The sequence below is a fragment of the Xenorhabdus khoisanae genome (assembly GCF_001037465.1).
GTDB lineage: Bacteria > Pseudomonadota > Gammaproteobacteria > Enterobacterales > Enterobacteriaceae > Xenorhabdus > Xenorhabdus khoisanae.
In genome coordinates, this window is sequence record NZ_LFCV01000029.1 from 14,712 (window position 1) to 39,032 (window position 24,321).

Sequence of the window (24,321 nt, forward strand, 5' to 3'; positions counted from 1 at the left end):
ACATAATGAATTATAAATACAGATTACTTCCGATTGTGATTGGTACCGCCTTGTTGGTAGGGTGTGCAACCAAACCAGCCTATGATCCGGCAAATGTGGTGGATGTGCGGGTTCTGGGCCTGAATGACTTTCACGGCGCATTGAAGGCCCCCGGTCCCAATCAGCCGGGTGGCATTGAACATATGGCTACCTTGATTAAAGAACTGAAACAAGAAAACCCGAACAATATCGTCGTTGCTGCCGGAGATATGATTGGCGCCAGCCCATTGCTTTCTTCCATGTTCCATGATGAACCGAGTATTGAAGCCCTCTCTCTGGCCGGATTGGAGGCAACGTCTGTCGGTAACCATGAATTCGACAAAGGTAAGGATGAATTACTGCGTAAGCAAAATGGCGGTTGCCATCCGGTGACGGGCTGTCAGGGACCAAAACCCTTTAAAGGCGCAGATTTTAAATACCTGTCTGCCAATGTCACCGTTAATGAAACGGGCAAAACACTCTTTCCTGAATATGTCATTAAAGAGTTTGATGGTGTTCCGGTTGCCTTTATCGGCCTGACACTGGAAGGAACCTCGGCCATTGTGACTCCTCAAGGCACTGAAGGGCTGACTTTTTCTAACGAAGTCAAAACCATCAACGCTTTAGTGCCGGAATTGCAGAAAAAAGGAGTGAAAGCAATAGGTGTCCTGATCCACGAAGGTGCTGCACAGAAACGTAAAGGTGGGCGCATTGATGTCAATGCCTGTAATGACGTGACAGGTAAGATATTGGAGATCGTCAATCATCTGGATGAAGAAGTGGACTTCGTGATCAGCGGGCATACCCATCAGGCTTATAACTGTGTGATCAATGGAAAATCTGTCACTTCAGCCGAATCCAATGGCGCACTGCTTACTCAGTTGGATCTGAAACTGGATAAAACCACGAAAGATGTCGTGGATTTCAGGGCTGAAAATATTTGGGTTGATAACCGCAAATATACCAAAGATCCAAAAATCACCGAGTTGCTGTCATCCTATGAAAAAATTGCCACACCACTGGCGAACCGAATTGTTGGTAAATTGGAAAACAATCTGACCAAAGAAACCAGCCAAAGTGGAGAATCTGCACTGGGCAAAGTGATCGCGGATGCTCATTTGTATGCAACTACGGCTAAAGAAAATGGCGGAGCACAGATTGCATTCGTCAACAGCGGCGGTATTCGGGCGCCTATGGATGCGGGAGATATGACTTATAACGCGATTTATACTGTCCAGCCGTTCTCCAACATAATGGTAACCAAGACACTGACTGGTGAGCAGATCAAACGCCTGCTGGAACAGCAATGGGATCGCACACGTCCACAGGTATTGGCAGTATCACATACCCTCCAGTATTCTTGGGACAGCACCAAACCGGTTGGTGATCGCGTTATTGTCAGCTCGATCAAAATCAATGGAAAACCGATTGATCTGAAAGCTAAATACCGTGTAGCGGCCAATGAATATCTGGCGACGGGAGGAAGTAACTTCTCCGTATTTAAAGAAGGTACCGATCCCGTCTATAACGTGCCAGATGTGGATGCGGTGGTTAAATACTTCACAGAAAAATCCCCGATTCATTATCCGAAACAAGATCGAATTATTGATCTCGGTAGAAAATAGTGTGATGGCGTTAAAAGATAACGCAGAACACGCTAGATAAAACGAATAGATCAAAGATACTGTAACGGTTGTTTGATCCAGATCATAAGTGCAACGTTAATTATTATACGTTGCACTTATACATTCGAATAAATTTAGGAAAAATTTCTTATTACTGGTTTCAGTAATATTTATATCGGTAATGATAATAAGGTGACAGTAATATATGTAATGATTGTTTAATAATAAAAATAGTTATGGAGATCACTAATATGCAGAAAATGCTGGTAATGATGATAAAACATAAAATAACCAGATTATTAACCTGTTCTGTTAGCTTAATATTAGGAAGTATCACATTTTCTTATGCTGCTGTTGTTCCTTCCGATGTTCAATTAGCAGATAAACAAGAAATTACCCGCAATAATTTTTCCGAGCCCGGTTCTTTAGATCCGCATAAATCTGATAGCAGTAGTGAATTTGATATCTTGCGGGATTTTTTTGAACGCTTGGTTGATACAGATAAAGAAGAGAAAATCATCCCGGCTTTAGCTGAAAGCTGGGAAACCAAAGATAATAAAACGTGGATTTTCCATTTAAGAAAAGGGGCTAAGTGGTCTGATGGTACACCCATTACCGCCCATGATGTGGTTTTTTCTTTTCAGCGTTTGGTAACGCCTGACACGATTTCCCCTTACGGTAGCTACCTGATTCAAGCCACAGTTTTGAATGCACAAGATGTACTGTCTGGTAAGAAAAAGCCTGAAGAACTGGGAATTAAAGCACTGGATGATTCAACGATAGAAATTGCTCTGGAAAGACCCAAAGCCGGTTTTCTGCAAATGCTGGCACACCCTGCGACGTCTCCTGTCAGTGAAAAGGTGATCAAAAAATATGGCAGTAAATGGACGCAACCCCAATTTTTTGTCAGCAACGGGCCTTTTAAACTGTCTGAATGGGTAGTGAATGAGAAAATTGTCGGCGTCAGAAACCCCTATTATTGGGATGATAAAAATACCATCATTAATAAAGTCACTTACTTGCCATTATCCGATTATAAAGCTGACTTTAATCGTTATATGACAGGAGAACTTGATATATCCAACGGTGGGCCATCGGAATTCTTGCCAATGGTTAAGACAAAGTTTGGTGACCAGCTACATGTTAAGCCCATACTGAGCGTTTATTACTATCTGTTTAATACACAAAAACCGCCATTTAATGATATTCGGGTCAGGCAAGCGCTGGCTTTAGCGCTGGACAGGAACATTATTACTGACAAGGTATTAGGCAATGGTCAAAAACCCGCTTATGATGTGGTCTCTCCGGGGGCCGGAGGTATTTATTTAAAACATCCTGAATATGCTTACTGGACACAAGAACAACGCATTGAAAAGGCGAAAGCGTTACTGAATGAATCTGGTTTTAATAAAAATAATCCGCTTAAGTTTACCCTGTTATATAACACGTCCGATGCCCATAAAAAAATTGCTATTGCTGCCAGTTCGGAGTGGAAAAAACATCTTGGAGTAGAGGTGGTTTTACAAAATCAGGAAAGTAAAACACAGAGTGATAGTATGGCTCAGGGTAACTTTGAAGTGACGAGATACGCATGGAATGCTGATTATAATAGCCCAACCACCTTCTTGGATATTTTCACATCAGAAAATACCAATAATCATATGAGATACCAAAATAAGGAATTCGATAAGTGGGCTTTAAAAGCAGATGAAACTAACGACACTGCTGATTATCAACAAGCGATTGATATCCTCAATAAAGAGATGCCTGCTATTCCGGTTTACTATTATGTCCGTGTTAAATTAATTAAGCCTTATGTTGGTGGTGTTCATATTGATTCAATGGGAAATATACCGACAAAAGACCTCTATATTATTAAGCAATAAACTATCTCAGTAATTACGAGCCTGTTTTAGCAGGCTCTCATTAATTAAAAATGTTAATTTAAATCGTAAAAAATAAATATGGTAGCGTAATGTAATAATAAAAACAGTAATTAATGGAGATTCAAAACATGAAAAAAATCATGGCGGGCCTGATTAAAAATAGGCTCACCCAAATCCTGACCTGCTCAATGGGAATACTCTTAACAAACATTGCACCCGTCCATGCCGCAGTCGTTCCACCGGGGACACAATTGGCTGAAAAACAAGAAATTGTACGTAACAATGGATCTTTTCCTGCTTCTTTGGATGTCCATAAAGTAGAAAGTAATGTTGAACTGAACATTATTCATGATTTTTTTGATGGCTTGGTCTACACCGATAGAAAAGGCAAGATAGAACCCAGACTGGCTGAAAGCTGGGAAACGCAGGATAACCAAACATGGCTTTTCCACTTAAGAAAAGGGGCGAAATGGTCTGACGGCTCACCGATTACCGCCCATGATGTGGTATTTAGCTGGCGACGTTTACTTGATCCAACAATGGGCTCTCCTTATGGCAGCTATCTTGGAACTGCTCATGTTATTAATGCAGACGATATATTGTCAGGCAAGAAAAAAGCAGAAGAGCTTGGTGTTAAGGCACTGGATGATCTCACATTGGAAGTAAAACTCGATAAACCCGTGGCGTATTTCTTGCAGATGCTGACCCATCCGATTTTAGTTCCGATTAGTGAGAAAGTAGTTAAAAAACAGAGTGATAAATGGACGCATCCAGATAATTTTGTGGGTAGCGGTGCATTCAAACTCGCTGAATGGAAAGTGAATGAAAGTGTTATCGGTGTCAGGAACCCTAATTATTGGGATGATAAAAACACGGTCATTAATAAAGTCACTTATCTTGCCCTTACATCAGAAAAATCAGACTTAAACCGTTACCTTGCGGGTGAAATTGATATTACTCTTACCATTCCTTTGGACTCCTTTGCATCATTAAAGAAAACATTGGGCGATCAAGTTCATGTTGATCCGATGCTCAGTACTTACTATTACGCCTTCAATACTAAAAAACCACCATTTAATGATGTCAGAGTCAGGAAGGCATTAAGTTTAGCCATAGATAGGGATGTGATTGCTGGAAAAGTATTCGGAATGGGGCAGCTTCCCGCTTACGATATTCTTCCTCCCAATATTGGCGGTATCACATTAACCCCACCAGAATATGCTTCCTGGACACAGGAACAGAGAATTAAAAAAGCCAAAGAGCTCTTGAACGAAGCCGGTTTTAACGAGAAAAATCCGCTCAAATTTAATTTGCTTTATAACACAAGAGAATCCCATAAAAAACTCGCCATTGCTGTGACGGCAATGTGGAAGCAGAATCTGGGGGTTCGAGCCAGCTTACAAAATCAGGAATGGAAAGTGATGTTGGATAATATGCACCAGAATAAGTTTGATGTTGTCAGATATGCTTGGACGGCAGACTACAATAGCCCAATGTCTTTCTTAGGGATTTTTCTGACAGGAAGCAGCCATAATACACCATTATATGATAATCGTGATTTCGACCAGTTGGTGATTAAAGCAGGTGAAACCAACGATACGGCTTATTATCAAAAAGCAATTGATATTTTCAACAATGATATGCCTGTAATTCCTATTTATTATTATGTTATTAACCGTATGGTAAAACCGTATGTCGGCGGTTTCTACGTTAGCCCAACGGATTATATATCGACAAAAGATCTCTATATTATTAAGCACTAACATTAAGTTAGAGCCTGTTAATACAGGCTCTGATTATAGCGATTGATAAGTTACTTAAATCATGAGTTGGATAAGTAATAGTAAATACAATGATGGAGAACTAAAGTATGTCAAAAATAATCAACAATAAAAAAATAAAATTACTTACTTGTGCTATGGCACTTATGTTGAACAATATTGCATTATCTTATGCTGCGGTAATTCCTGAAGGAACAAAGCTGGCAGCTAAGCAGGAAATTGTGCGCAATAATGGCGCAGAGCCAGCTTCATTGGATACACATAAAGTTTCAAGTAATGTTGAATTCAATATTATCAGTGACTTTTTTGATGGCCTGATTCAGGTTAATAAGCAGGGCAAAATTGAGCCAAGGTTAGCAGCCAGTTGGGAAACCCAAGATAATAAAAAATGGGTTTTTCATTTAAGAAAAGATATCAAATGGTCAGATGGTTCACCTATTACAGCTCATGACGTTGTATTCAGTTGGCGGCGTTTAATCGATCCTGATACTGTTTCTCCTTATGGCAGCTATCTTGAAAATGCTTCTGTAGTGAATGCAAATGAGGTTCTGACAGGTAAGAAAAAAACAGAAGAGCTTGGGATAAAAGCGCTGGATGACAAGACGCTGGAAGTGCGGCTGGATAAACCCGTCGGAGATTTCCTACAGATGCTGACCCATCCTGCTATGTTTCCGATTAGCGAAAAAGCAGTAAAAAAACATGGCGATAAATGGACCAGACCGGAAGTATTTATAGGAAGTGGGCCCTATAAACTCTCTGAGTGGGTTGTTAATGAAAAAATAGTCGGAGTCAGAAATACCCAACATTGGGATGATAAAAATACAGTGATTAATAAAGTAACTTATCTTCCTCTTTCTTCAGAAAAAGCGGATTTAAACCGTTATCTGGCGGGAGAAATCGATATTACTTTTACTATTGCCGCAGAATCTTTTCCATCATTGAAGAAATCTTTGCCTGATGAGATAAAGCTCTCTCCTAAAGCAACCGTATATTTTTATGAATTTAATAATAAAAAACCACCATTTAATGATGTCAGAGTCAGGCAGGCACTAAGTTTGGCAGTAGATCGGAATATTATTGTTGATAAAATCTTGGGGCAGGGACAGTTACCCGCTTATACTATGCTTACACCAGATATAGGGGGCTTTAATTTTAAACAACCTGATTATGCTTCGTGGACTCAAGAGCAGCGTATTACCAAAGCTAAAGAATTATTGAATGATGCTGGGTTTAATCAAAATAATCCACTTACTTTTAATCTTCTTTATAACACGCAGGAGGGGCATAAAAAAATTGCCATTGCGGTTAGCTCAATGTGGAAAAAAAATCTTGGTGTAAATGCTGTTTTGCAGAATCAGGAATGGAAAGTCATGTTAGATAATATGCACCAAGGGAAATTTGATGTTATCCGGCGGGCATGGGTTGCAGATTATGATAGTCCGATGACGTTCTTATCGTTATTTTCATCTAAGCAAGTAAAAAATACATCTCTATATACAAATGATGAATTTGATCAGTTATTAGAAAAAGTGTCTGAAACTAATGATAAAAATTATTATCAGAAGGCATCTGATATATTAACAAAAGAATTGCCGGCTATTCCTATTTATTTTTATGTTAATCATAATATGGTTAAGCCTTATGTTGGTGGCTTTCATGCTAACACAAGGGGAGAATATTTCACAAAAGATCTTTATATTATTGAGAATTAAAAAATAAATAATCAGAGCCTGTCTACATAGGCTCTGATAACAGTGGAATAATAAATAAAACCATAAATATCTTGCTCAATTATGATCCTTTTAGGATACATTGTCTTATCCCATGCAGCCATGGTTCCTGCCGGAGCAAAGTTGGCAGCCAAGCAGGAAATTGTCCGTAATAATTTTTCTGAACCTGCTTCACTGGATCCACATAAATCAGAAAGTGATGTTTCACTTAATATGTGAATCCAAGCTTATCCATTAGGCTATTTTATTTGCCATTTTTAATCTGGCTATGCGCAAAATCTTCACTTACTAATTTCCATATACTATACTATATGCACGCCCCGATTTCTGAGCGCAGTCCATATTCAAACTGCATGCAACAATTAACATTTACTGAGATAGGCTATCAGTAATTTTTATTTCACGATGTAATCTATTAATAGATTAATGGTTCTTAGAACATAAATGAGAATGTACATAACAATGGAGGTTAAATAATAAATAATTCTCACACAGCTATAGAGGATTATAATATGTTAAATAAAATCAGAAAAGAAATTATTAAAACACTTTCTTATTCTATCAGTATTATATTGGGTAGTATTGCATTATCCTATGCCGCAGTTATTCTACCTGACACTCAACTTTCTGAAAAACAAGAAATTATTCGCAATAACGGTTCAGAGCCAGCTTCATTGGATGTTGATAAGGTTGAAGGTAATATAGCACTAAATATTATCAATGACTTTTTTGATACATTAGTACGCACAGATAAAGAAGGTAAGATTAAACCCGGGCTGGCTGAAAGCTGGGAAACGAAAGATAATAAAACGTGGATTTTCCACTTACGAAAAGGCATTAAGTGGTCTGATGGAACACCAATTACAGCTCATGATGTGGTGTTTAGCTGGCGGCGTTTAACCGATCCTAAAACGCTCTCTCCTTATGGTAGCTATTTCGCTGATGCTTCTGTTGTGAATGCCAGAGAAATTTTGGCAGGAAAGAAAAAACCGGAAGAACTGGGTGTCAAAGCGCTGGATAGTTCGACCTTGGAGGTAACGTTAGAGAAACCTGTTGGGTATTTTTTACAGATATTGGCTTTCCCTATTACGGTTCCAATTAGTGAAAAAGTAGTTGAAAAATATGGTGAACAATGGACTCAGCCGGAATTTTTCGTTTCCAGTGGGGCGTTTAAATTAGCAGAGTGGAAAGTAAATGAAAAAATTATTGGGATGAGAAATCCTAATTACTGGGATAACAAAAATACGGTAATTAATAAAGTCACTTATCTCCCGCTTTCATCAGATGTTTCAGATTTAAACCGTTATCTGGCTGGAGAAATAGATATCACATTTACAATTCCATTGGCATCTTTCTCATCATTAAAGAAAAAAATAAGTTCACAGGTTCATGTTTCACCAATACTTAGTACATATTATTATGAATTCAACAATAAAAAATCACTATTTAATGATATTAAAGTCCGACAGGCATTAAGTCTTGCCTTGGATAGAGAGATTATTGCTTATAAGATTGTTGCTCAAGGTCAAATACCTGCTTATACTATTTTCCCACCGGGAATCGGCGGTTTTAAATTCAAACAACCTGATTATCAATCATGGACACAAGCCCAACGTGTTAAAAAAGCCCAAAAATTATTGAATGAAGCAGGGTTTAATAAGGATAGTCCTCTTGAATTTAATTTGGTTTATAACTCATCAGAAATACACAAGAAAATAGCTATTGCTGCAACTTCGATGTGGAAAAAGAATCTTGGTGTTATTGTTAATATACAAACTCAGGAATGGAAAGTTTTGTTGGATAACGAACACCAGGGGAAGTTTGATGTCGTCAGAAATGGATGGATTGGCGATTATGATAGCCCGATGTCTTTTCTAAATATATTTACAACAAATCAAACGAATAATACTTCATTTTATTCAAATAAGAATTTTGACGCATTGGTACATAAGGCCGGAGAAACTAATAAGCTAGAGGATTTTCAATAAGCACTTGATCTTCTGACAGAAGATACACCTGTCATTCCTGTCTATTATTATGTTACAGCAGTATTAGTGAAACCTTATATCGGTGGATATTACTCTAATCTTATGGGATTTATTGCAACGAAAGATCTTTATGTTATTAAACATTAAATTAAGGGCCTGCTTAAGCAGGCCCTTAGATTTCCAGAAAACTTCATTCAAAATAATGAGTGGGTATTTTTCCATAGTAAAAAAATACAGTGATTAATTTATCTCATCTTTAAATAAAAACAGTAAAACGTTTACACGCCATATCTGGCAGGTATACTTTTTGCTGACAATAACAAAATACACATTCGTTGGGAATATGGAATGAATATTAAATTCAATCGACTGAGTAAAGTTAATAGAAATGATATTATTGCTTTAAACACTCATCCTCTTGTTCTCCGCCAAATGCCTTTAGCAAAGGATAAATTTGATGAGCAACAGTGCCGAATGTGGGTTAAAGAAAAAGAAAAGCACTGGGAAATATACGGTTATGGCCTTTGGGCATTATTTTTTCAAATGAGACTTGAATCAGTAACGATCTTACTCCCTCCGAGCAGAAACCGAACAAAAGGGATTTTTCGTCTGGGAATGGCTATCTTGGTAGCATTTAACGTGCCAATGCATTGTTAATAAATTACTAAGTGTTTAGTCTCAGATTTTGCGAGAACCCCTTGATAGAGCAGGGAGCAGCTACCAGATCCTACTTATCCCTTTATCTTTCAATTATTGTAATCGAATGAATTCACTTGCCGATTCAAGGACAATTTTTAAGTACTGAAACCTGCATCTTCAAGCTAATTGGATATAGTTACTTCTCCTAAGCAAATAGATGAGATTTTTTAACAAAATGTAAACAATTATGAATCATTTTATTTACATTTTCGGGTGGGTAATATATGTTTTTATTGTCTTGCAAGAGAAAAATAAAATACAACCATTACTTATATTACAAAGGAGAAAGTCATGGATTATCAACCTTTAGGCATTTAGTTAACCAATAAACTGGACAGGTATAAAGAAAATTTTATGCCTGTTCTACTTTACAATGGATGGGGGAACTACATGATAAAATACGTTGGAGTGGGTGCCAATGAACTGGATACATATCTCGATTATGCCATATTAAGTATCATTGCAGTTTATATATTGCAGTCAAAACCATACGAAATCGGCATATTGGGTGCATGCTTTGCCTTTCCTTTTTTGCTTTCAAGTTATTTGTTTGGACGTATTTTTGATAAGGTAAGTATTCTGAAATGGCGGGCATTTTTATTCATTATCAATATTATTGTCATGCCCCTTATTTGTCTTTCTAGTACGATGGTTACTTTATATTTTGTCGCTATTATTAAAACGACATCACGATGTGGAATCTATATTTCTAACACTAAACTTAATATCAATGATGATGAGTCCAAAAAATTCTATGAAATTTATGGCTATATGATTAATTTCAGTAGGGTTGTCATCCCGTTGGTAATTATCTTTATCTACCATACTGTTGGAACATGGGGTGTGATTGCTATTTCTATGCTACTTAATCTAGTAGCATTATTATCGACACTATCTGATGATAAAGAAGATTATCTCTACACTGACACTAAAGGCAGTGCGGTAAGCGCAGAGTATTCCTTTTATCAGATTGTTAAAAATAACACAGACCTTTTTAACCTTGTTGTGGCTTATACGTTAGCAAATCTGGCTTTCTTCCTTAGTAACGATATGCTTAGTATTTTCTTTCGTCACTTAGGCCAGAGCGAAAATAGTGTAGGGTATATTATATCGCTACTGGGCATTGGGGGATTTTTAGGTACCAAACTTGCTGCTGTTCTAGTCAATGATCTAAGAGCAAAATTTATTTTATTAATTTCCGTATTTATCAATACAACCGCATTTACTTGTTTTGGTTATCTGAATCCAGAGACGACATCTATATATATATTCTATATCGATATCCTGCTGGTGGGCATATCATCTGGACTTACATTTTTCTCAATTCGTTATGGTGTGAGAAACATAGTAGGGTACCAACATATGGGAAAAACAACAGGAAATATTCAGATGTTATCGTCTATTTTTGCAATCCTTATGCCAATTGTGGGGGGATTTATCGCCAATAATTTTTCCATTAATTTTACATTCAAAATAACGAGTTTCATTCTGGGGATGACGTTTGTTTACTTTATCTTATTCAAAGACAAAATGCACAAAGGAAATAAACTCTATGAAAAATCAGAATAAATTAAGTGAAATCAACTTCCTTGCTGATAAGCACTATGATTTATATTTAAAAGGGAAAACCAAACAAACTTGGGATTGTAATCTTGACTGGGAGCTCGCAGCTAATGATCTCTTGTCGGATAATTTGCATGAAGCTGCTGTAACAGTGGCTAGCCTATCTGCGCATGTTGAACTACTGGGAATGGAAAATGCTGCTGAATTAATGCTGCAGACGAACGATTTTGCATTAAAGATGGGGCTTGCTCAGGCGGTCAATGATGAAGCTAGACATTCTGAACTGTTTGCCAAGTACGCTATTTTGGCTAATGGTGCCATCAAAGACCTCTCAAAAACACGTGAACTCTATCTTTATCATTTTACTCAGCTTAAAACTTTTGATGAAACTTTTTTGAGCCATGTTTTTTTAGAAAATGGAGCATTGGAACAGTTTAACATTTTTATTCATGCTTTTGGTGAGCAAAGCCTGATTGGTCAGATCTATAAAGGTGCCATGCAAGATGAAGCCCGCCATGTTCAGATGGGAATTAACTATTTCAGAAGTCTTATTGATCAATCGCCATCGAAAAAAGAAATGATTTACGAACATTTGTCAACCTTTAAGCACATCATCCATGTCAACAAAGACAGCATCGATTGGTTATCTGGTATTAGTAAGATCCCTGCCGATGAAATTGATAAGAGAACCAAAAAACGACACGATAATTTTATCAACAAAATATTGGAGAATAATTAAATGCTTGAAGGTGTTTGTATTATACAAAATGCAATTAGTGAAAGAGAATTAGATATTATTTATCGTTATCTGGCTGTTTCCGAAAATATTGGGCAGTTGAAAGGAAACAAAGACGCAACTGATGCGCATATGTATTACGCATTGCCTTATTTTGAAGCGATGTTGAGCCATTATACTGACGTCATCTCACAAACAGTAAAAGAAAAAGTTTATCCTAGCTATTCTTTTTTATGGAATTACAAGAAAGGTTACCAGCTTCCACGTCATAAGGATAGAAACTCTGTCGATTATATTATTTCTATTGGTATCCATAAGCAGGCAGAATGTGAATGGCCTCTATTTGTGGATGGCAAAGAAATGAATATGGATGTGGGTGATATTCTGATTCTTGATGGCAAGCGTTTTGAACATTGGAGAGAAGCGTGTCCATACAATAACCGACTACAGTTGATACTTTGCTATACCAGAGATCCATTTCTTCGTTTTGATAAGAGAGTGCATTTAGGATTTGAACCTATTCCTGAAGTTATTACTAGTCCCTTCAAAGAACATCTTACGATAGATGATGACTATATTTCTGAATTAAGGAGCCTCTATGTCTGAACCATTATTTTATGATAATTCATTTGTTTTTTTCGATGGGCGAGTAATACTAAGAAATTTCATTTCCAACGGTGTTCGTGTCACATTGGGTTTTATGGCTAAGGGTGAGTATCGTTGGCTGGCTGAGGAAGCAGAACATTTTATTATTGACGAAGGAGAAGCGATTTTTTCTTATGATAATTTCGAATTTGTCGCCTCTCCTAGCAGTGAAATCATCATTCCTAAGGGTATGACTTTTAACGTTAACGTGAGGAGTCATCTTGATTATTGGTGTTATTATGCTTAATTTGGGAATTATAGGTACTGGGCTAATGGCCAATGTTATCGCTGCTGTGTGCAAAGAAACAGATATAAACATTTATTCTGTTCTTTCCCGTACAGAAAGTTCAGCACGCTTATTTTGTCAAAAATATAATATTGAGCAACAGAATGCTTTTAGCGATTTGGATGCTTTTTTCCGTGATGTGAAATTAGAGGCAGTTTATATAGCAACACCAACTTCAGTAAAACATAAATTTATTGCTCAATGTTTGATCCATAAAAAACATGTTCTAATCGAAAAACCGTTGCATGATATGCATTTTTTCAGCAAGTTTTGTAATAAAGCGCAAGAGCTAGGTTTAGTCTGGCTTGATGCTGCTCATTTTATCCATAATGAATGGTATGAACAGCTCCACTCACTCATTGAAACTAATGTGGGGCTTCCTTCCCGCATTGATGCTAGTTTCTTCTGGCCTGATTCGGATAACGGTCAAATTAAATTTAATCCCGATCTTGAACCTGATGGTGCGTTGGGAGATTTGGGGTGGTATCCCATGAGACTTTTATCTTCTGTGATCGGCTCTTCTCGTATTAAATATTTAAGCGGATTCCTTCGAGAGAATTATCGCAAAACTATAGTTGAATTCAATGCGATAGGTTGTTCTGAAGAAGGTATAACTTTTTCTCTGGCTTCAACCTATCGCGGGACGGTAGCACGTCAGCAGTGTGTTATTTCAGGTGAAAAAGGGGAGATTTCCATGCAGGATTTTGTGATGCCATATTGTGGCTCTTTTGTATATGGGAAAATGCTCCCTTCAATGAGTTGCCGACATTCTTGGGGACTCAAGCCGTTGATAGATTTTGAGGAGATACCATTCACATTCTCTGGGTTACAACATAAAAGTATGCTTCAGAATTTTCACCGCTATACACGGCATGTCGATACTGAAAAATTATACATTCATCAACGTAACGCGCTGAATACGCTGTTATTAATGGAAAAAATGAGGCAAGAATTGTTCCGTATCACATAGATATACTCAAAAAAACTGGTGAGAACAATATGACTAATATCCATTCAATATTCATTTTCATCTATCAGGATATAATTATTCCTTTCTACTACAGGCTGACCATCTTTTTTTCTCCTAATCATGGATTATTCATAGGCTATTTATTTATTTCATTTGTAATTGCTGTCATTTGGTTTTCTGTACACCTAAAAACTTGGAATGTTATTCAAGTTAGTGGCCAAGTTATACGTATCCATAATTTTAAGTCAAGATCATCGATAGATGACCTTAAGCTATATTTTTTTGATAAAGTAGTTCTTGGGTTTGTTTACTCACTAATCTTGGGAATATCATTATTTTTCAGGCAAGAGGTCATAGAACTCTTTTCTATTCTAGGAATACCGACGGGACATAGAGTAGCTAGTGCGGCTATTAGTTTGTTACTTACTCTGGGTTCGCTGATTGCTTTTGATTTTGCAGTTTTTTTTGAACATTATTTATCCCATAAAATTCATATTTTATGGGAGTTTCATAAAATCCATCATATTGCTGAAGACTTAACTCCACTAACTGCTTACCGTTCGCATCCGGTCAACCAGTCGACATTTATCTTACTGGCAAGTTTTATTACTGGTATTTATTCTGGGGTCGTTGGGTATTTTTTTGATCAAAATCATGCTTACGTGGTATTTGCCGGACAAAATGTCTTCATGTTTCTTCTCCTTATGTTAGGCCTTAATCTTCAACATTCTAGAGTCTATCTGAGATACCCCCTGATTATTCGGAATATTTTTGTAAGTCCAGCATATCATCAGGTACATCATAGCAGTGATTCACAGCATCATGATAAGAATTTTGGGTTCATCTTTTCGTTCTGGGATAAGTTTTTTGACTGTCAGGTAATGCCTCCAAAAACAGTGGAACTATCATTTGGAGTCAGTGGGGAAAAGTATGAAAACTTTTCAGGCTTAAAAAATATGTATCTCACGCCCTTTAAAAGAATATTTAAACGAATAAGAAAAAAAATATCCCGATACAGCTTGCGGCAGTAACTGTATCATTTTCTATCAGGATCAAATCCGCACGCTTCTAAATTGCCTCTACATTTCAAGAAAGATGTGGAGGTTTGAATTCACATAATACTCTCCGTCATTGAAGATCATGACGTACTCATGACAGAGAGTGCACGAGACCTATCACTACTTATTAAAGCTGTTTCTTTTGGCCCATGAGAGCCCTAGATTGCTTAGATGATTGCCAAGTTTTGTGTATTCAAGAAACCAACCACTGGTTCCACCATTTTCTTCTATTTCGGTAACTGATTGATATAACATTATCTTGTTTTATTTAAACCCGAAATTCTGGTGCTAATTGGCTGAAACCTAAGCCATTCTTTTTTTCCACTTTAATCTGAACAGGAATTCGTTCTTTTAATGCTTCTACGTGGCTGATTACCCCGATAGTTTTTCCTGACGCATTGAGGTGATCCAGCGCATCCAGTGCGATATCGAGGGTTTCAGCATCAAGCGTACCAAAACCTTCATCAAGGAACAGGGATTCTATCTGTGTTTTATTACTCACCAGATCAGACAAGGCGAGCGCAAGGGCTAAGCTGACAAGGAAACTTTCTCCACCGGAGAGGGTTTTGGTATCCCGAATGGCATCCGCTTGCCAGGTATCAACAACCTGTAATTCCAATCCACCATCATTTTTGCGCTGTAAGTAGTAACGACCATGTAGTTTTTCCAGTCGGATATTTGCCAGATAGACAAGATGATCCAATGTTAATCCCTGAGCAAAACGGCGGAATTTGGCACCATCTGCGGAACCAATGAGATTGTTGAGATAGCTCCAGTCATCATAGTTTTGTTGTAAGAGTGCAATTTGAGACAGTAGTGCCTGTTGTTGCTGGCGGCGAGCTGCATCGCTATTTAGCAGGGTCCTGACTTCACCTTGTTGTTGGTTGTTATGTTTCAACTTATCTGTAACGTCGGTCAACATGATCGATAATTGCAGGGCTTCATATTGCTCAAGCAGTTGCGGTTGTGCTTCTGCATGTCGCTGCAATGCCACTTCTGATTCGTGATGCCGTGTTTTGGCTTGTAATTGTTGTTGTTCCAGTTTTTCTTGTAATTGTTGTAATTTTTCCCGCTGTTCCGGTTCCAATAAGGCGTGTTCAAAAGAGGCTTGATCGGGAAAACCTTGCTGCTCCAATCCGGTTTGGAAGTGGCTGGCAGCAAGTTTGCAGGCTGCTTCGGTGGTGATGCAGCTTCTTTCAATTTCACTGGCTGCACCGGTCAATTGATTCATTTTGTTTTGCAATTCTTGCAGATGGGTAGTGGCCTGTTTATAAGCCGCTTCCAGTTCATAGGCTTTTTGTTGTAAGCCCTGACGAACGTTAGTAACAGATTGTTCGCCAAATAAATGATGGCGTTCCTGACGCGTTTGTTCCAATAACTGCTTTTGTTGTTGTTGCTGCTGATTTAAAGCATGAAGATGTGCGGTTAGCTTATTTTTTTGTTTTTCTAATTCACTCAGTTTGCTTTGTAAGGCGGCTTGTTCTTTCTGTAGTTGTTGCCATCTTTCACGGGATTCATGGTAGTTCTTTAATTCTTGTTGACGCTGCTGTAGCCAACTCTCTGTTTCTTGATGGGAAGGCAAGGTAAAAGGTGTCGATTGTAATTCGGTCTTTAATTGTTGCTCTGTTGCCGCGTAATCTGTTTCTATCTGTCGAATTTCAGCCGTTTTTTCGTCTAATTGTCTTTGGGCTGAATCCTGTTTGAATTTTTCCAGCTCAATATTTTTTTCACACTCTTGGTACTGCTCACGATTGGCTGTGAGGGCTTTTTCGGCTGCCTGATGGTTTTTTTCTGCTTGTAAAAGTGCTTCCTGTTGGGCTTGATGCTGGTAATAAGCAGATTGTCTCTGGCTGATAAAATCATTAACCGATTCTGTATCTATCGGTAAATCTATTGCCTGTAATTGTTGGCAATGGTGTTGCCATTGTTCTAGCAATTCGGCCAATTTGACGTTGAATTGTACAATGTTGTTCTGCAATTGTTCGCAATGTTGCTGTTGAATTTGTTGCCTTTGTTGTAGGGCAGTGCGGTTTTCTTGTAATTGTTCAACCTGCTGGCGCAGGGTTTTTAATCGCTCTTCTGATTGTGGCAGGGCAATATTTTGGTATTCATTGATTAAAGGGTGGTGAGTTGAACCACAAAGCGGGCAGGATTCACCTTCTTTTAATTGTGAACGTTCTTTTTCCAGGCTCACGATCCGTTGTTCTAAACGAATGCGATTATCAAGATCGTCATAGTGTTGCTGCTTTTCTGCTAATTGTTGATTGAGGGTTGCGATCTGATCCGGTAAGAGTTTTAGCGATTCTTGAAGTTGTGCCAGTTGGGTTTGATCGGCAGTGATCGTAGTTTGTTGTTGCTGGATCTGAGGCAGTAAGATCTCCAGTTGATTCTGTGATGCCAGTTGTTTCTGATAATTTGCTAAATATTTATGTAACTGCGCTAAAGGATGTGTTTTCTGTAAAGCAGTGAGCTGATTTTCAGCATTAACAAGATGACTGTGTAATGTCTGGCTCTGTTCTTTTTGTTTCGCTAATTCTGCATTCAGCGCATTCAAATGCTCAGTTGTGTGAGTGATTTCTGTGGTAATTTGTTGCGTGTTTTGTGTGAGTTGGTTTATTTTCGTTTGCCGCTCTTGTTGGCGGGTAATTAGCTGTTTCCATTCAGATAGTTTGCTGTCTAAATTGAGGTAATGAGGATGTTGATCGTAATAGGATTCCAGCCCTTTTTGCTCTTTATTCAGTGTCTCTGTCTGATCTTGAGTGGTTTGGTATTGGGATTGAATATCAGAGTATTCACGATCTTGTACCGTTATTTCTTTCTCAAATGTCAGCAGATCTTTTGATTGAATATCAATTTTATGATCGAGCGGCATAATTTGTTCTGAGATGAGCTTTTCCTGCTGATTTTGATGTTGTTGGTGCTCTTCCCGGTTTTTTTCTAACTGTATAAGCTGTTGTTCAGCAGGTTGCAGCAGCGCCAATTGTTGTTGGCGTTCATTTTCTATTTTTATACGTTGTTCAGTGAGCCGCTGTTTTTCATGAAAAACACGGTTTTGTGCATCCCATAATGGACGGATTTTTTCAGCCGGCTCGCTGGTAGCCAGTTGTTGTAACTGAGGTTGTGCTTCTTGAATGGTTTGCTCAGTTTGTTGCAGAAGTGATGTGTTCTTTGCCAGAGATTGCTGTAGTTCATCTTTTCTGATAAGCCACTGCTCGGTTTTTTGTAATGCCTTAATTTGCTGACTGAGTTCGGTTTCTTCTGCAATAAGTTGTTGTTGCTGATTTTGGTACGCTTGTTGCTGCTCTGGTGTGAGTAATTCAATAGAGGAGGCTTTGGTATTCTGAATATTCAGTTCAGATTGTGCATCTTTATGGCGTCGATAAATTTCCTGAGACAGAATACCGTAAATTTCTGTGCCTGTTAGCTCTTCCAGTAAGTCTGCCCGATCTTTATCCTGCGCATTTAAGAATGCAGCAAAATCACCCTGTGATAAGAGCATGGATTTGGTAAAGCGACCAAAATCCAATCCGGTTATTTCGGCAATTTTTTCTTTTTTCTCTGGAATTTTATCAGCCAGAATTTTCCCGTCTTTTTTGAGGGCCAGTTCTCCTTTTGGCTGTTGGAGCTTGCCATCTGCTTGGTTACGAGCGCGGCGTTGGCTCCAAAACGCCCGATATGCGACGCCTTTAACTTCGAATTCAACTTCCGCGAGGCATTCAGCAGTATGGCGGGTCATTAGCTCGTTTTGTGAACTGGAAATCGTCTTGAGCCTTGGGGTTTCATGATATAGAGCGAGGCAAATGGCATCCAACAAAGACGTTTTACCTGCACCTGTTGAACCGGTAATGGCAAATAATCCATTGCTGGCAAAAGGCTCTGCCGTAAAGTCAATCTTCCATTCACCTTGCAGGGAATTGATATTTTTCAACCGTAAGCTAAGGATTTTCATGGGAGAGGCTCTTCATGTGATTGCTGAGAAATATCATCCAGCGTTTGCTTAAATAAGGTAGTCAGGCGTTGTTTTTTAGACGAATCTTCTAATCCTTCCAAAGCCAAACGTCGTTCGAACACCTCATTGACACTCAGTTCGCTGAGGGTTTCTTTATTTTGTTCAGATAGTGACAATTGGCGGGTATTTTTGCTGCGGCGCAGCAGAATGATCTCAACGGGCAGACCTTCACTCAGAGTTTGGATGCGCTTCTGGATATCGGGCAGGTAATCTTGAGTCGCAACTTCAATATCCAGCCAGACCGGGCGTTCACCTTGATGCTCCCTGAAAACTTGTAATTGTTCCTCTATCTGTTTCAAATTGCCACGAATCAACTGCATTGGTTGATAGTCTGGAACGGGTAAAAGCGTGATGCTATCAAGCTTATCTGCCTTAAAGTCAACTAAGCAGATGCTTTTTTCCTGACCAACTTCATCAAAACTCAGTGGAATAGGCGAACCGCTGTAGCGGATGTGCTCAGATTTTCCGATAACTTGTGGACGATGAATATGCCCCAGTGCAATATAGTCAGCAGGTGGAAATTCTTGGGCAGGGAACGCATCCAATGTGCCAATGTAAATATCGCGGACGGAGTCTGTGGTGGAGGCCCCGACGGTAGTGAGGTGCCCGGTGGCAATAATTGGTAATGGCTGGCCGAGTTGTTCCCGTAACGCACAGGCGTGGTGATAAAGCTGGTGATAGTGTTCCGTAATGGCATTTTGTAATGCTTGTTGTTTTTGGGTGCCAGATTGTCCCGCCCGGCTGATCATGACGTCCCGCGGGCGAAGATAAGGAATAGCACAGAGAATCGCTCCTGCATTACCATCTTTATTATTCAGCACTTTTATTTGTTTCTCTGGTTCTTTGGTCTCCGCATTGGCAATCACGGTTGTATTCAGGTAAGAAAGCAGGGCTTTTGACTCATTGAGTGTAGCGACAGAATCATGGTTTCCCCCAAGAATGACAAGTTGGCAGCCTGTGGGCTGTAGCGCCACAATGAATTTGTTGTAAAGCTCACGTGCATAACTGGGAGGGGAGCCTGTATCAAAAACATCTCCGGCAATAATTAATGCATCAACCTGATATTGAATTATTTTTTCAATAAGCCACTGCAAAAAGTGCCTGTGCTCTGCTGCGCGGCTTTTGGTAAAGAAATATTGTCCAAGATGCCAGTCCGATGTATGAATGATTCGCATGTCTTCCCGCCGTTGCCTGTGAGTTTCTCTTACCTGTGACAAGCGCTAATTATAATGAGTATGTGAAAGATGTCCTGCGTAATTCAGTCCCTTTTGTTGAATTATCGAATAGTTTCGCATCAAGAATGAAATATGACAGATGAGGTATATATTTCCTGCGAGCCAGATTACAGCTTGATGATTGAGAGATAAGAGTTTTCATAAAATTGTCATAAAATTGACTCATAATGACCTAAAGTTAATGTTGCTGACTTCAATGATATTGACAGGATTAACCATGGCTAAACGCATTTTGGTAGTTGAAGATGAAGTACCGATTCGTGAAATGGTTTGTTTTGTACTTGAGCAAAACGGTTATCAGTCCGTTGAAGCTGGAGATTATGATACGGCAATAAGGCGTCTGTCAGAGCCTTATCCTGATTTAGTGTTACTGGATTGGATGCTTCCCGGAGGTTCAGGCGTACAGATTATCAAGCAAATCAAACGGGATAATAATACTAAGGCGATTCCAGTCATTATGGTAACGGCTCGCTCAGAAGAAGAAGATCGGGTGCGTGGCCTTGATGTCGGAGCTGATGACTATATCACTAAACCTTTCTCACCCAAGGAATTGATTGCCCGTGTCAAGGCAGTTCTGCGGCGTATCTCGCCCATAGAAGCAGAAGATGTCATTGATATGAATGGATTGATACTGGATCCGGTATCTCACCGAGTTTCCAGTCAGGGACAGGATTTGGAGATGGGGCCAACCGAATTCAAACTTCTCCACTTTTTTATGACTCATCCAGAGCGTGTTTATAGCCGGGAGCAGTTACTCAATTATGTGTGGGGAACGAATGTTTATGTGGAAGATCGCACCGTTGATGTACATATCCGGCGATTGCGTAAAGCGTTGGAAATCGGCAAACACGATAAAATGGTGCAAACCGTTCGTGGCACAGGATATCGCTTTTCTACCCGTTATTGATGGTTATGAACCCCGTTGGTGTTGATTGGTATTGGTGTTGATGGGTAATAGTGGTGTTGATGGTAATAGTATTGAGTGGCAGAAGTTTGGGGAATGGTTTCGGGTAATACCGTTTTCGTACCGGAGAAAATAGCGTGCTTGAGCGTTTATCATGGAAAAAGTTGGTATTGGGCTTCGTGCTTTTCTGTTTGCCCGCTGTCATTTTGTCTCTTTTTGTTGGTCATTTGGCTTGGTTATTGGTTATCGCGCTATTTTTGGCACTGGTGTGGCATAGCTATAATTTGCTGAAATTATCCCATTGGTTATGGTTAGATCGCAGTATGTTACCTCCTGCGGGACGCGGCGGATGGGAACCTATCTTTTACGGCATTTATCAGATGCAGCAGCGTAACCGTAAACGGCGTCGTGAACTTGCATTATTGATCAAACGTTTTCGTAGTGGCGCTGAGTCACTACCGGATGCCATTGTGATGATGACCACAGAGGGCAACATTTTCTGGTGTAATCGTCTGGCACAGCATTTACTTGGTTTTCGCTGGCCAGAGGATAACGGTCAACATATTTTCAATTTACTTCGCTACCCCGATTTTAGTCGCTATATCACAGCAAATGACTTCTCCCGTCCTTTAACCATCGAATTGAACAACGGTAATATGATGGAATTCCGGGTCATGCCCTATTCAGAAAGGCAGTTATTGATGGTGGTGCGTGATATTACCCAAAAAAGATTGCTGGAAAATTCCAGACGGGATTTTTTCGCCAATGTCAGCCATGAACTCAGAACACCGCTCACTGTACTGCAAGGTTATTTGGAAATGATGCAGGATCAGGTAATTGGTAGTCAGGTAAACCAGAAAGCGGTCAGTACGATGCAGGAACAGATACGGAGAATGGATAGTCTGGTTACGCAACTATTGCATCTCTCTAAAATTGAAGTCGGGCCGCAAGTGGACATGAATAAAGTGGTTGATGTTCCCGTTATGTTGAATCTATTGCAGCAGGAAACCCTCGCCTTGGGTAATAACCAGTATGACATCATATTTAATGTTGATGAAAAACTGAAAGTTTTTGGTAATGAGGAACAACTGCGCAGTGCGATGTCTAATCTGGTCTATAACTCCATTAGACATACTCCTGAGGGAACGCGAATTGAGGTTAGTTGGCAGAGGGTGGCTCAGGGAGCGCTGTTTAAAGTGGAAGATAATGGCGGAGGAATTAGCGCAGAACATTTGCCACGTCTTACCGAACGTTTTTATCGTGTTGATCGTGCCCGTTCTCGACAAACCGGAGGTAGCGGGCTAGGACTGGCGATAGTGAAACATGCACTGCACCACTACAATACCAATCTCGATATTTCTAGTGCATTAGGAAAGGGATCTATTTTTAGCTTTCTATTAGCATCTCGACTTATTGTTTCAACTAAAAAGAGTTTGAATAAAAACTAGCTAAGTTTAATAGGATTTAATGGTAACAATACGGGAAAAATTATTTATTAATCAATGTGAATGAAGAAAGTACAAATCATATAGTGTGTATTCAATGATAGATAACAATAATCACTGATTTTAAAATTTAGTTTAGGATATTGTTCTGGTTTTTGGTTTGCCGCTTGCCTTTTGACGCTATAAAAGTTTTACTTGTGGGCAGTTGTTGGCGATTCTGGCTGTAATTACCACTATCATTTTATATTTCACGTTTATCAGTGAATATTATGTTGCTCACTGATTGTTAAAACAGAATTCAGTTTCGCCAGTGAAAATTCAAGTGTTTGCGATACTTAATATCGTACATGCAATTCTTTTGGCAACAATACATTAACAATCATTATGGCATACCGTTTATCATCTAAGGATATTTGGGCATTAGGTTTTATGACTTTTGCCTTGTTCGTTGGTGCGGGAAATATCATTTTTCCGCCTATGGTTGGCTTGCAGGCTGGAGAACATGTTTGGATCGCAGCCGCTGGCTTTTTGCTAACTGCTGTTGGCTTGCCCGTTATTACCGTAATTGCTTTAGCAAAAGTAGGTGGTGGCATTGAAGCACTTAGTTCACCTATTGGTAAAACTGCGGGTTTGGTTCTGGCAACTGTTTGCTATTTGGCTGTAGGCCCTCTATTCGCAACGCCCAGAACCGCAACAGTTTCTTTTGAAGTGGGTATCGCACCAATTACCGGAACTGGTGAACTTCCTTTGTTCATCTACAGTGTCGTTTATTTTGCATTGGTGATCCTGATTTCACTGTATCCGGGTAAACTACTGGATAGCATCGGGCATATACTGGCTCCAATCAAAATTCTGGCGCTGGCAATTCTGGGTATCGCTGCTGTGCTGTGGCCTGCTGGTGGCTCTATTCCAGCCGTTGGAACCTATACGGAAATTCCGTTCTCAAATGGTTTTGTAAATGGTTATCTGACGATGGATACATTGGCCGCGATGGTGTTCGGCATTGTTATTGTCAATGCTGCTCGTTCCCGAGGGGTTGAAGCGTCTTCTTTGCTGACTCGCTATGCCATGTGGGCTGGCCTGATTGCCGGTCTTGGTCTGGCACTTGTGTATCTCTCTTTGTTCAAGCTTGGGGAAAGCAGTGGCACACTGGTACCGAATGCTGAAAATGGCGCGGTGATCCTGCATGCTTATGTCCAAAATGTTTTTGGTAACTACGGCAGTTTCTTCCTGGCGGTACTGATTTTCGTGGCCTGTATGGTTACCGCGGTAGGTCTGACTTGTGCTTGTTCTGAGTTTTTCAGCCGTTATTTACCGTTGTCTTATCGTGCGCTAGTGCTGATTCTGGGCACTTTCTCCATGCTGGTGTCTAATCTGGGTCTGAGCCACTTGATTAAGTTCTCTATTCCAGTGCTGACGGCAATTTACCCGCCATGCATCGTTCTGGTATTACTGAGCTTTACAATGAACTGGTGGAATAACTTCTCGCGTATTCTGGCTCCCGCAATGGCTATCAGCCTGCTGTTTGGGATTTTGGATGCAGTAAAATCTTCTGAATATCTGTCTCACTTACTGCCAGAATTGGCGAAGCATTTGCCATTGGCAGATCAGGGTTTGGCATGGTTACTGCCTACTTTGCTGACTATCGTTGTGTGTGCTGTTTATGATCGCATCGCAGGAGGAGTAAAACTCCCAAAGTATGAAGCTCAGCATGAAGAACAGTAAGAAAAAATAAGTGGTTAT

General features: G+C 39.5%; 17 protein-coding genes and 1 pseudogene. 16 read left to right on the top strand and 2 right to left on the bottom strand.

Annotated elements, in window-relative coordinates; genetic code table 11:
* Positions 1-5 precede the first annotated feature (5 nt).
* The 13 genes and pseudogenes from AB204_RS05285 (at position 6) to AB204_RS20775 (ending at position 14,958) form a co-directional block, all read left to right on the top strand.
* Positions 6-1,643, top strand: coding sequence for a bifunctional metallophosphatase/5'-nucleotidase (locus AB204_RS05285; RefSeq protein WP_047962341.1), 1,638 nt, complete (start codon positions 6-8; stop codon positions 1,641-1,643).
* Between the two features lie 251 nt (positions 1,644-1,894).
* A complete protein-coding gene (locus AB204_RS05290) occupies positions 1,895-3,529 on the top strand; it encodes an ABC transporter substrate-binding protein (RefSeq protein ID WP_200898202.1) in 1,635 nt (544 codons plus the stop codon).
* Between the two features lie 128 nt (positions 3,530-3,657).
* Positions 3,658-5,292: an ABC transporter substrate-binding protein gene (locus AB204_RS05295; RefSeq protein WP_047962342.1), complete on the top strand. Its 1,635-nt coding sequence runs from the start codon at positions 3,658-3,660 to the stop codon at positions 5,290-5,292.
* 107 nt (positions 5,293-5,399) lie between these two features.
* The gene (locus tag AB204_RS05300) at positions 5,400-7,022 is read left to right on the top strand and encodes an ABC transporter substrate-binding protein (RefSeq protein WP_047962343.1); all 1,623 of its coding nucleotides are present in this window, start codon (positions 5,400-5,402) and stop codon (positions 7,020-7,022) included.
* A gap of 81 nt (positions 7,023-7,103) precedes the next feature.
* Positions 7,104-7,259 carry a hypothetical protein gene (locus tag AB204_RS23010; protein WP_167336738.1) on the top strand — a complete coding sequence of 52 codons (156 nt, stop codon included), beginning with the start codon at positions 7,104-7,106 and terminating at the stop codon, positions 7,257-7,259.
* Between the two features lie 293 nt (positions 7,260-7,552).
* A pseudogene (locus AB204_RS05305) lies at positions 7,553-9,175 on the top strand (ABC transporter substrate-binding protein).
* A 201-nt stretch (positions 9,176-9,376) separates the two neighbouring features.
* Complete coding sequence (locus tag AB204_RS05310) at positions 9,377-9,685, top strand: hypothetical protein (protein ID WP_047962344.1); 309 nt, start codon at positions 9,377-9,379, stop codon at positions 9,683-9,685.
* 432 nt (positions 9,686-10,117) lie between these two features.
* Entirely contained in the window at positions 10,118-11,296 is a 1,179-nt protein-coding gene (locus AB204_RS05315) for an MFS transporter (RefSeq protein WP_047962345.1), read from the top strand.
* The gene (locus AB204_RS05320; protein WP_047962346.1) at positions 11,280-12,029 is read left to right on the top strand and encodes a ferritin-like domain-containing protein; all 750 of its coding nucleotides are present in this window, start codon (positions 11,280-11,282) and stop codon (positions 12,027-12,029) included. Before AB204_RS05315 ends, AB204_RS05320 begins: the two co-directional genes overlap by 17 nt.
* On the top strand, positions 12,030-12,632 hold the full coding sequence (locus AB204_RS05325) for a hypothetical protein (protein ID WP_047962347.1): 603 nt from the start codon (positions 12,030-12,032) through the stop codon (positions 12,630-12,632). It abuts the gene before it with no gap.
* Positions 12,625-12,918 carry a pyrimidine/purine nucleoside phosphorylase gene (locus AB204_RS05330; protein ID WP_047962348.1) on the top strand — a complete coding sequence of 98 codons (294 nt, stop codon included), beginning with the start codon at positions 12,625-12,627 and terminating at the stop codon, positions 12,916-12,918. The genes AB204_RS05325 and AB204_RS05330 overlap by 8 nt, the downstream gene beginning before the upstream one ends.
* On the top strand, positions 12,893-13,927 hold the full coding sequence (locus tag AB204_RS20770; protein ID WP_053067836.1) for a Gfo/Idh/MocA family protein: 1,035 nt from the start codon (positions 12,893-12,895) through the stop codon (positions 13,925-13,927). The genes AB204_RS05330 and AB204_RS20770 overlap by 26 nt, the downstream gene beginning before the upstream one ends.
* Positions 13,928-13,956: 29 nt before the next feature.
* Entirely contained in the window at positions 13,957-14,958 is a 1,002-nt protein-coding gene (locus AB204_RS20775) for a sterol desaturase family protein (protein ID WP_053067837.1), read from the top strand.
* 295 nt (positions 14,959-15,253) lie between these two features.
* On the opposite strand, the gene AB204_RS05345 is transcribed toward AB204_RS20775, so the two are convergent.
* Both AB204_RS05345 and sbcD read right to left on the bottom strand, forming a co-directional pair.
* Positions 15,254-18,934, bottom strand: coding sequence for an AAA family ATPase (locus tag AB204_RS05345; protein ID WP_047962349.1), 3,681 nt, complete (start codon positions 18,932-18,934; stop codon positions 15,254-15,256).
* On the bottom strand, positions 18,931-20,169 hold the full coding sequence (gene sbcD / locus AB204_RS05350) for an exonuclease subunit SbcD (protein ID WP_047962350.1): 1,239 nt from the start codon (positions 20,167-20,169) through the stop codon (positions 18,931-18,933). The genes AB204_RS05345 and sbcD overlap by 4 nt, the downstream gene beginning before the upstream one ends.
* A 277-nt stretch (positions 20,170-20,446) precedes the next feature.
* Between sbcD and phoB the strand changes: the two genes are divergently transcribed.
* From phoB to brnQ, 3 genes are all read left to right on the top strand, one after another.
* Positions 20,447-21,136, top strand: a complete 690-nt coding sequence (gene phoB / locus AB204_RS05355; RefSeq protein ID WP_047962351.1) for a phosphate regulon transcriptional regulator PhoB — start codon at positions 20,447-20,449, stop codon at positions 21,134-21,136.
* 134 nt (positions 21,137-21,270) lie between these two features.
* Positions 21,271-22,581, top strand: coding sequence for a phosphate regulon sensor histidine kinase PhoR (gene phoR, locus AB204_RS05360; RefSeq protein WP_047962352.1), 1,311 nt, complete (start codon positions 21,271-21,273; stop codon positions 22,579-22,581).
* A gap of 381 nt (positions 22,582-22,962) precedes the next feature.
* On the top strand, positions 22,963-24,303 hold the full coding sequence (brnQ, locus tag AB204_RS05365) for a branched-chain amino acid transport system II carrier protein (RefSeq protein WP_047962353.1): 1,341 nt from the start codon (positions 22,963-22,965) through the stop codon (positions 24,301-24,303).
* Positions 24,304-24,321: the final 18 nt, after the last annotated feature.

Excerpts from the sequence above, each read along its gene's own strand:
- AB204_RS05285 (WP_047962341.1), top strand. The coding sequence starts at position 6 with ATGAATTATAAATACAGATTACTTCCGATTGTGATTGGTACCGCCTTG.
- AB204_RS05290 (WP_200898202.1), top strand. The coding sequence starts at position 1,895 with ATGCAGAAAATGCTGGTAATGATGATAAAACATAAAATAACCAGATTA.
- AB204_RS05295 (WP_047962342.1), top strand. The coding sequence starts at position 3,658 with ATGAAAAAAATCATGGCGGGCCTGATTAAAAATAGGCTCACCCAAATC.
- AB204_RS05300 (WP_047962343.1), top strand. The coding sequence starts at position 5,400 with ATGTCAAAAATAATCAACAATAAAAAAATAAAATTACTTACTTGTGCT.
- AB204_RS23010 (WP_167336738.1), top strand. The coding sequence starts at position 7,104 with ATGATCCTTTTAGGATACATTGTCTTATCCCATGCAGCCATGGTTCCT.
- AB204_RS05310 (WP_047962344.1), top strand. The coding sequence starts at position 9,377 with ATGAATATTAAATTCAATCGACTGAGTAAAGTTAATAGAAATGATATT.
- AB204_RS05315 (WP_047962345.1), top strand. The coding sequence starts at position 10,118 with ATGATAAAATACGTTGGAGTGGGTGCCAATGAACTGGATACATATCTC.
- AB204_RS05320 (WP_047962346.1), top strand. The coding sequence starts at position 11,280 with ATGAAAAATCAGAATAAATTAAGTGAAATCAACTTCCTTGCTGATAAG.
- AB204_RS05325 (WP_047962347.1), top strand. The coding sequence starts at position 12,030 with ATGCTTGAAGGTGTTTGTATTATACAAAATGCAATTAGTGAAAGAGAA.
- AB204_RS05330 (WP_047962348.1), top strand. The coding sequence starts at position 12,625 with ATGTCTGAACCATTATTTTATGATAATTCATTTGTTTTTTTCGATGGG.
- AB204_RS20775 (WP_053067837.1), top strand. The coding sequence starts at position 13,957 with ATGACTAATATCCATTCAATATTCATTTTCATCTATCAGGATATAATT.
- AB204_RS05345 (WP_047962349.1), bottom strand. The coding sequence starts at position 18,934 with ATGAAAATCCTTAGCTTACGGTTGAAAAATATCAATTCCCTGCAAGGT.
- sbcD (WP_047962350.1), bottom strand. The coding sequence starts at position 20,169 with ATGCGAATCATTCATACATCGGACTGGCATCTTGGACAATATTTCTTT.
- phoB (WP_047962351.1), top strand. The coding sequence starts at position 20,447 with ATGGCTAAACGCATTTTGGTAGTTGAAGATGAAGTACCGATTCGTGAA.
- brnQ (WP_047962353.1), top strand. The coding sequence starts at position 22,963 with ATGGCATACCGTTTATCATCTAAGGATATTTGGGCATTAGGTTTTATG.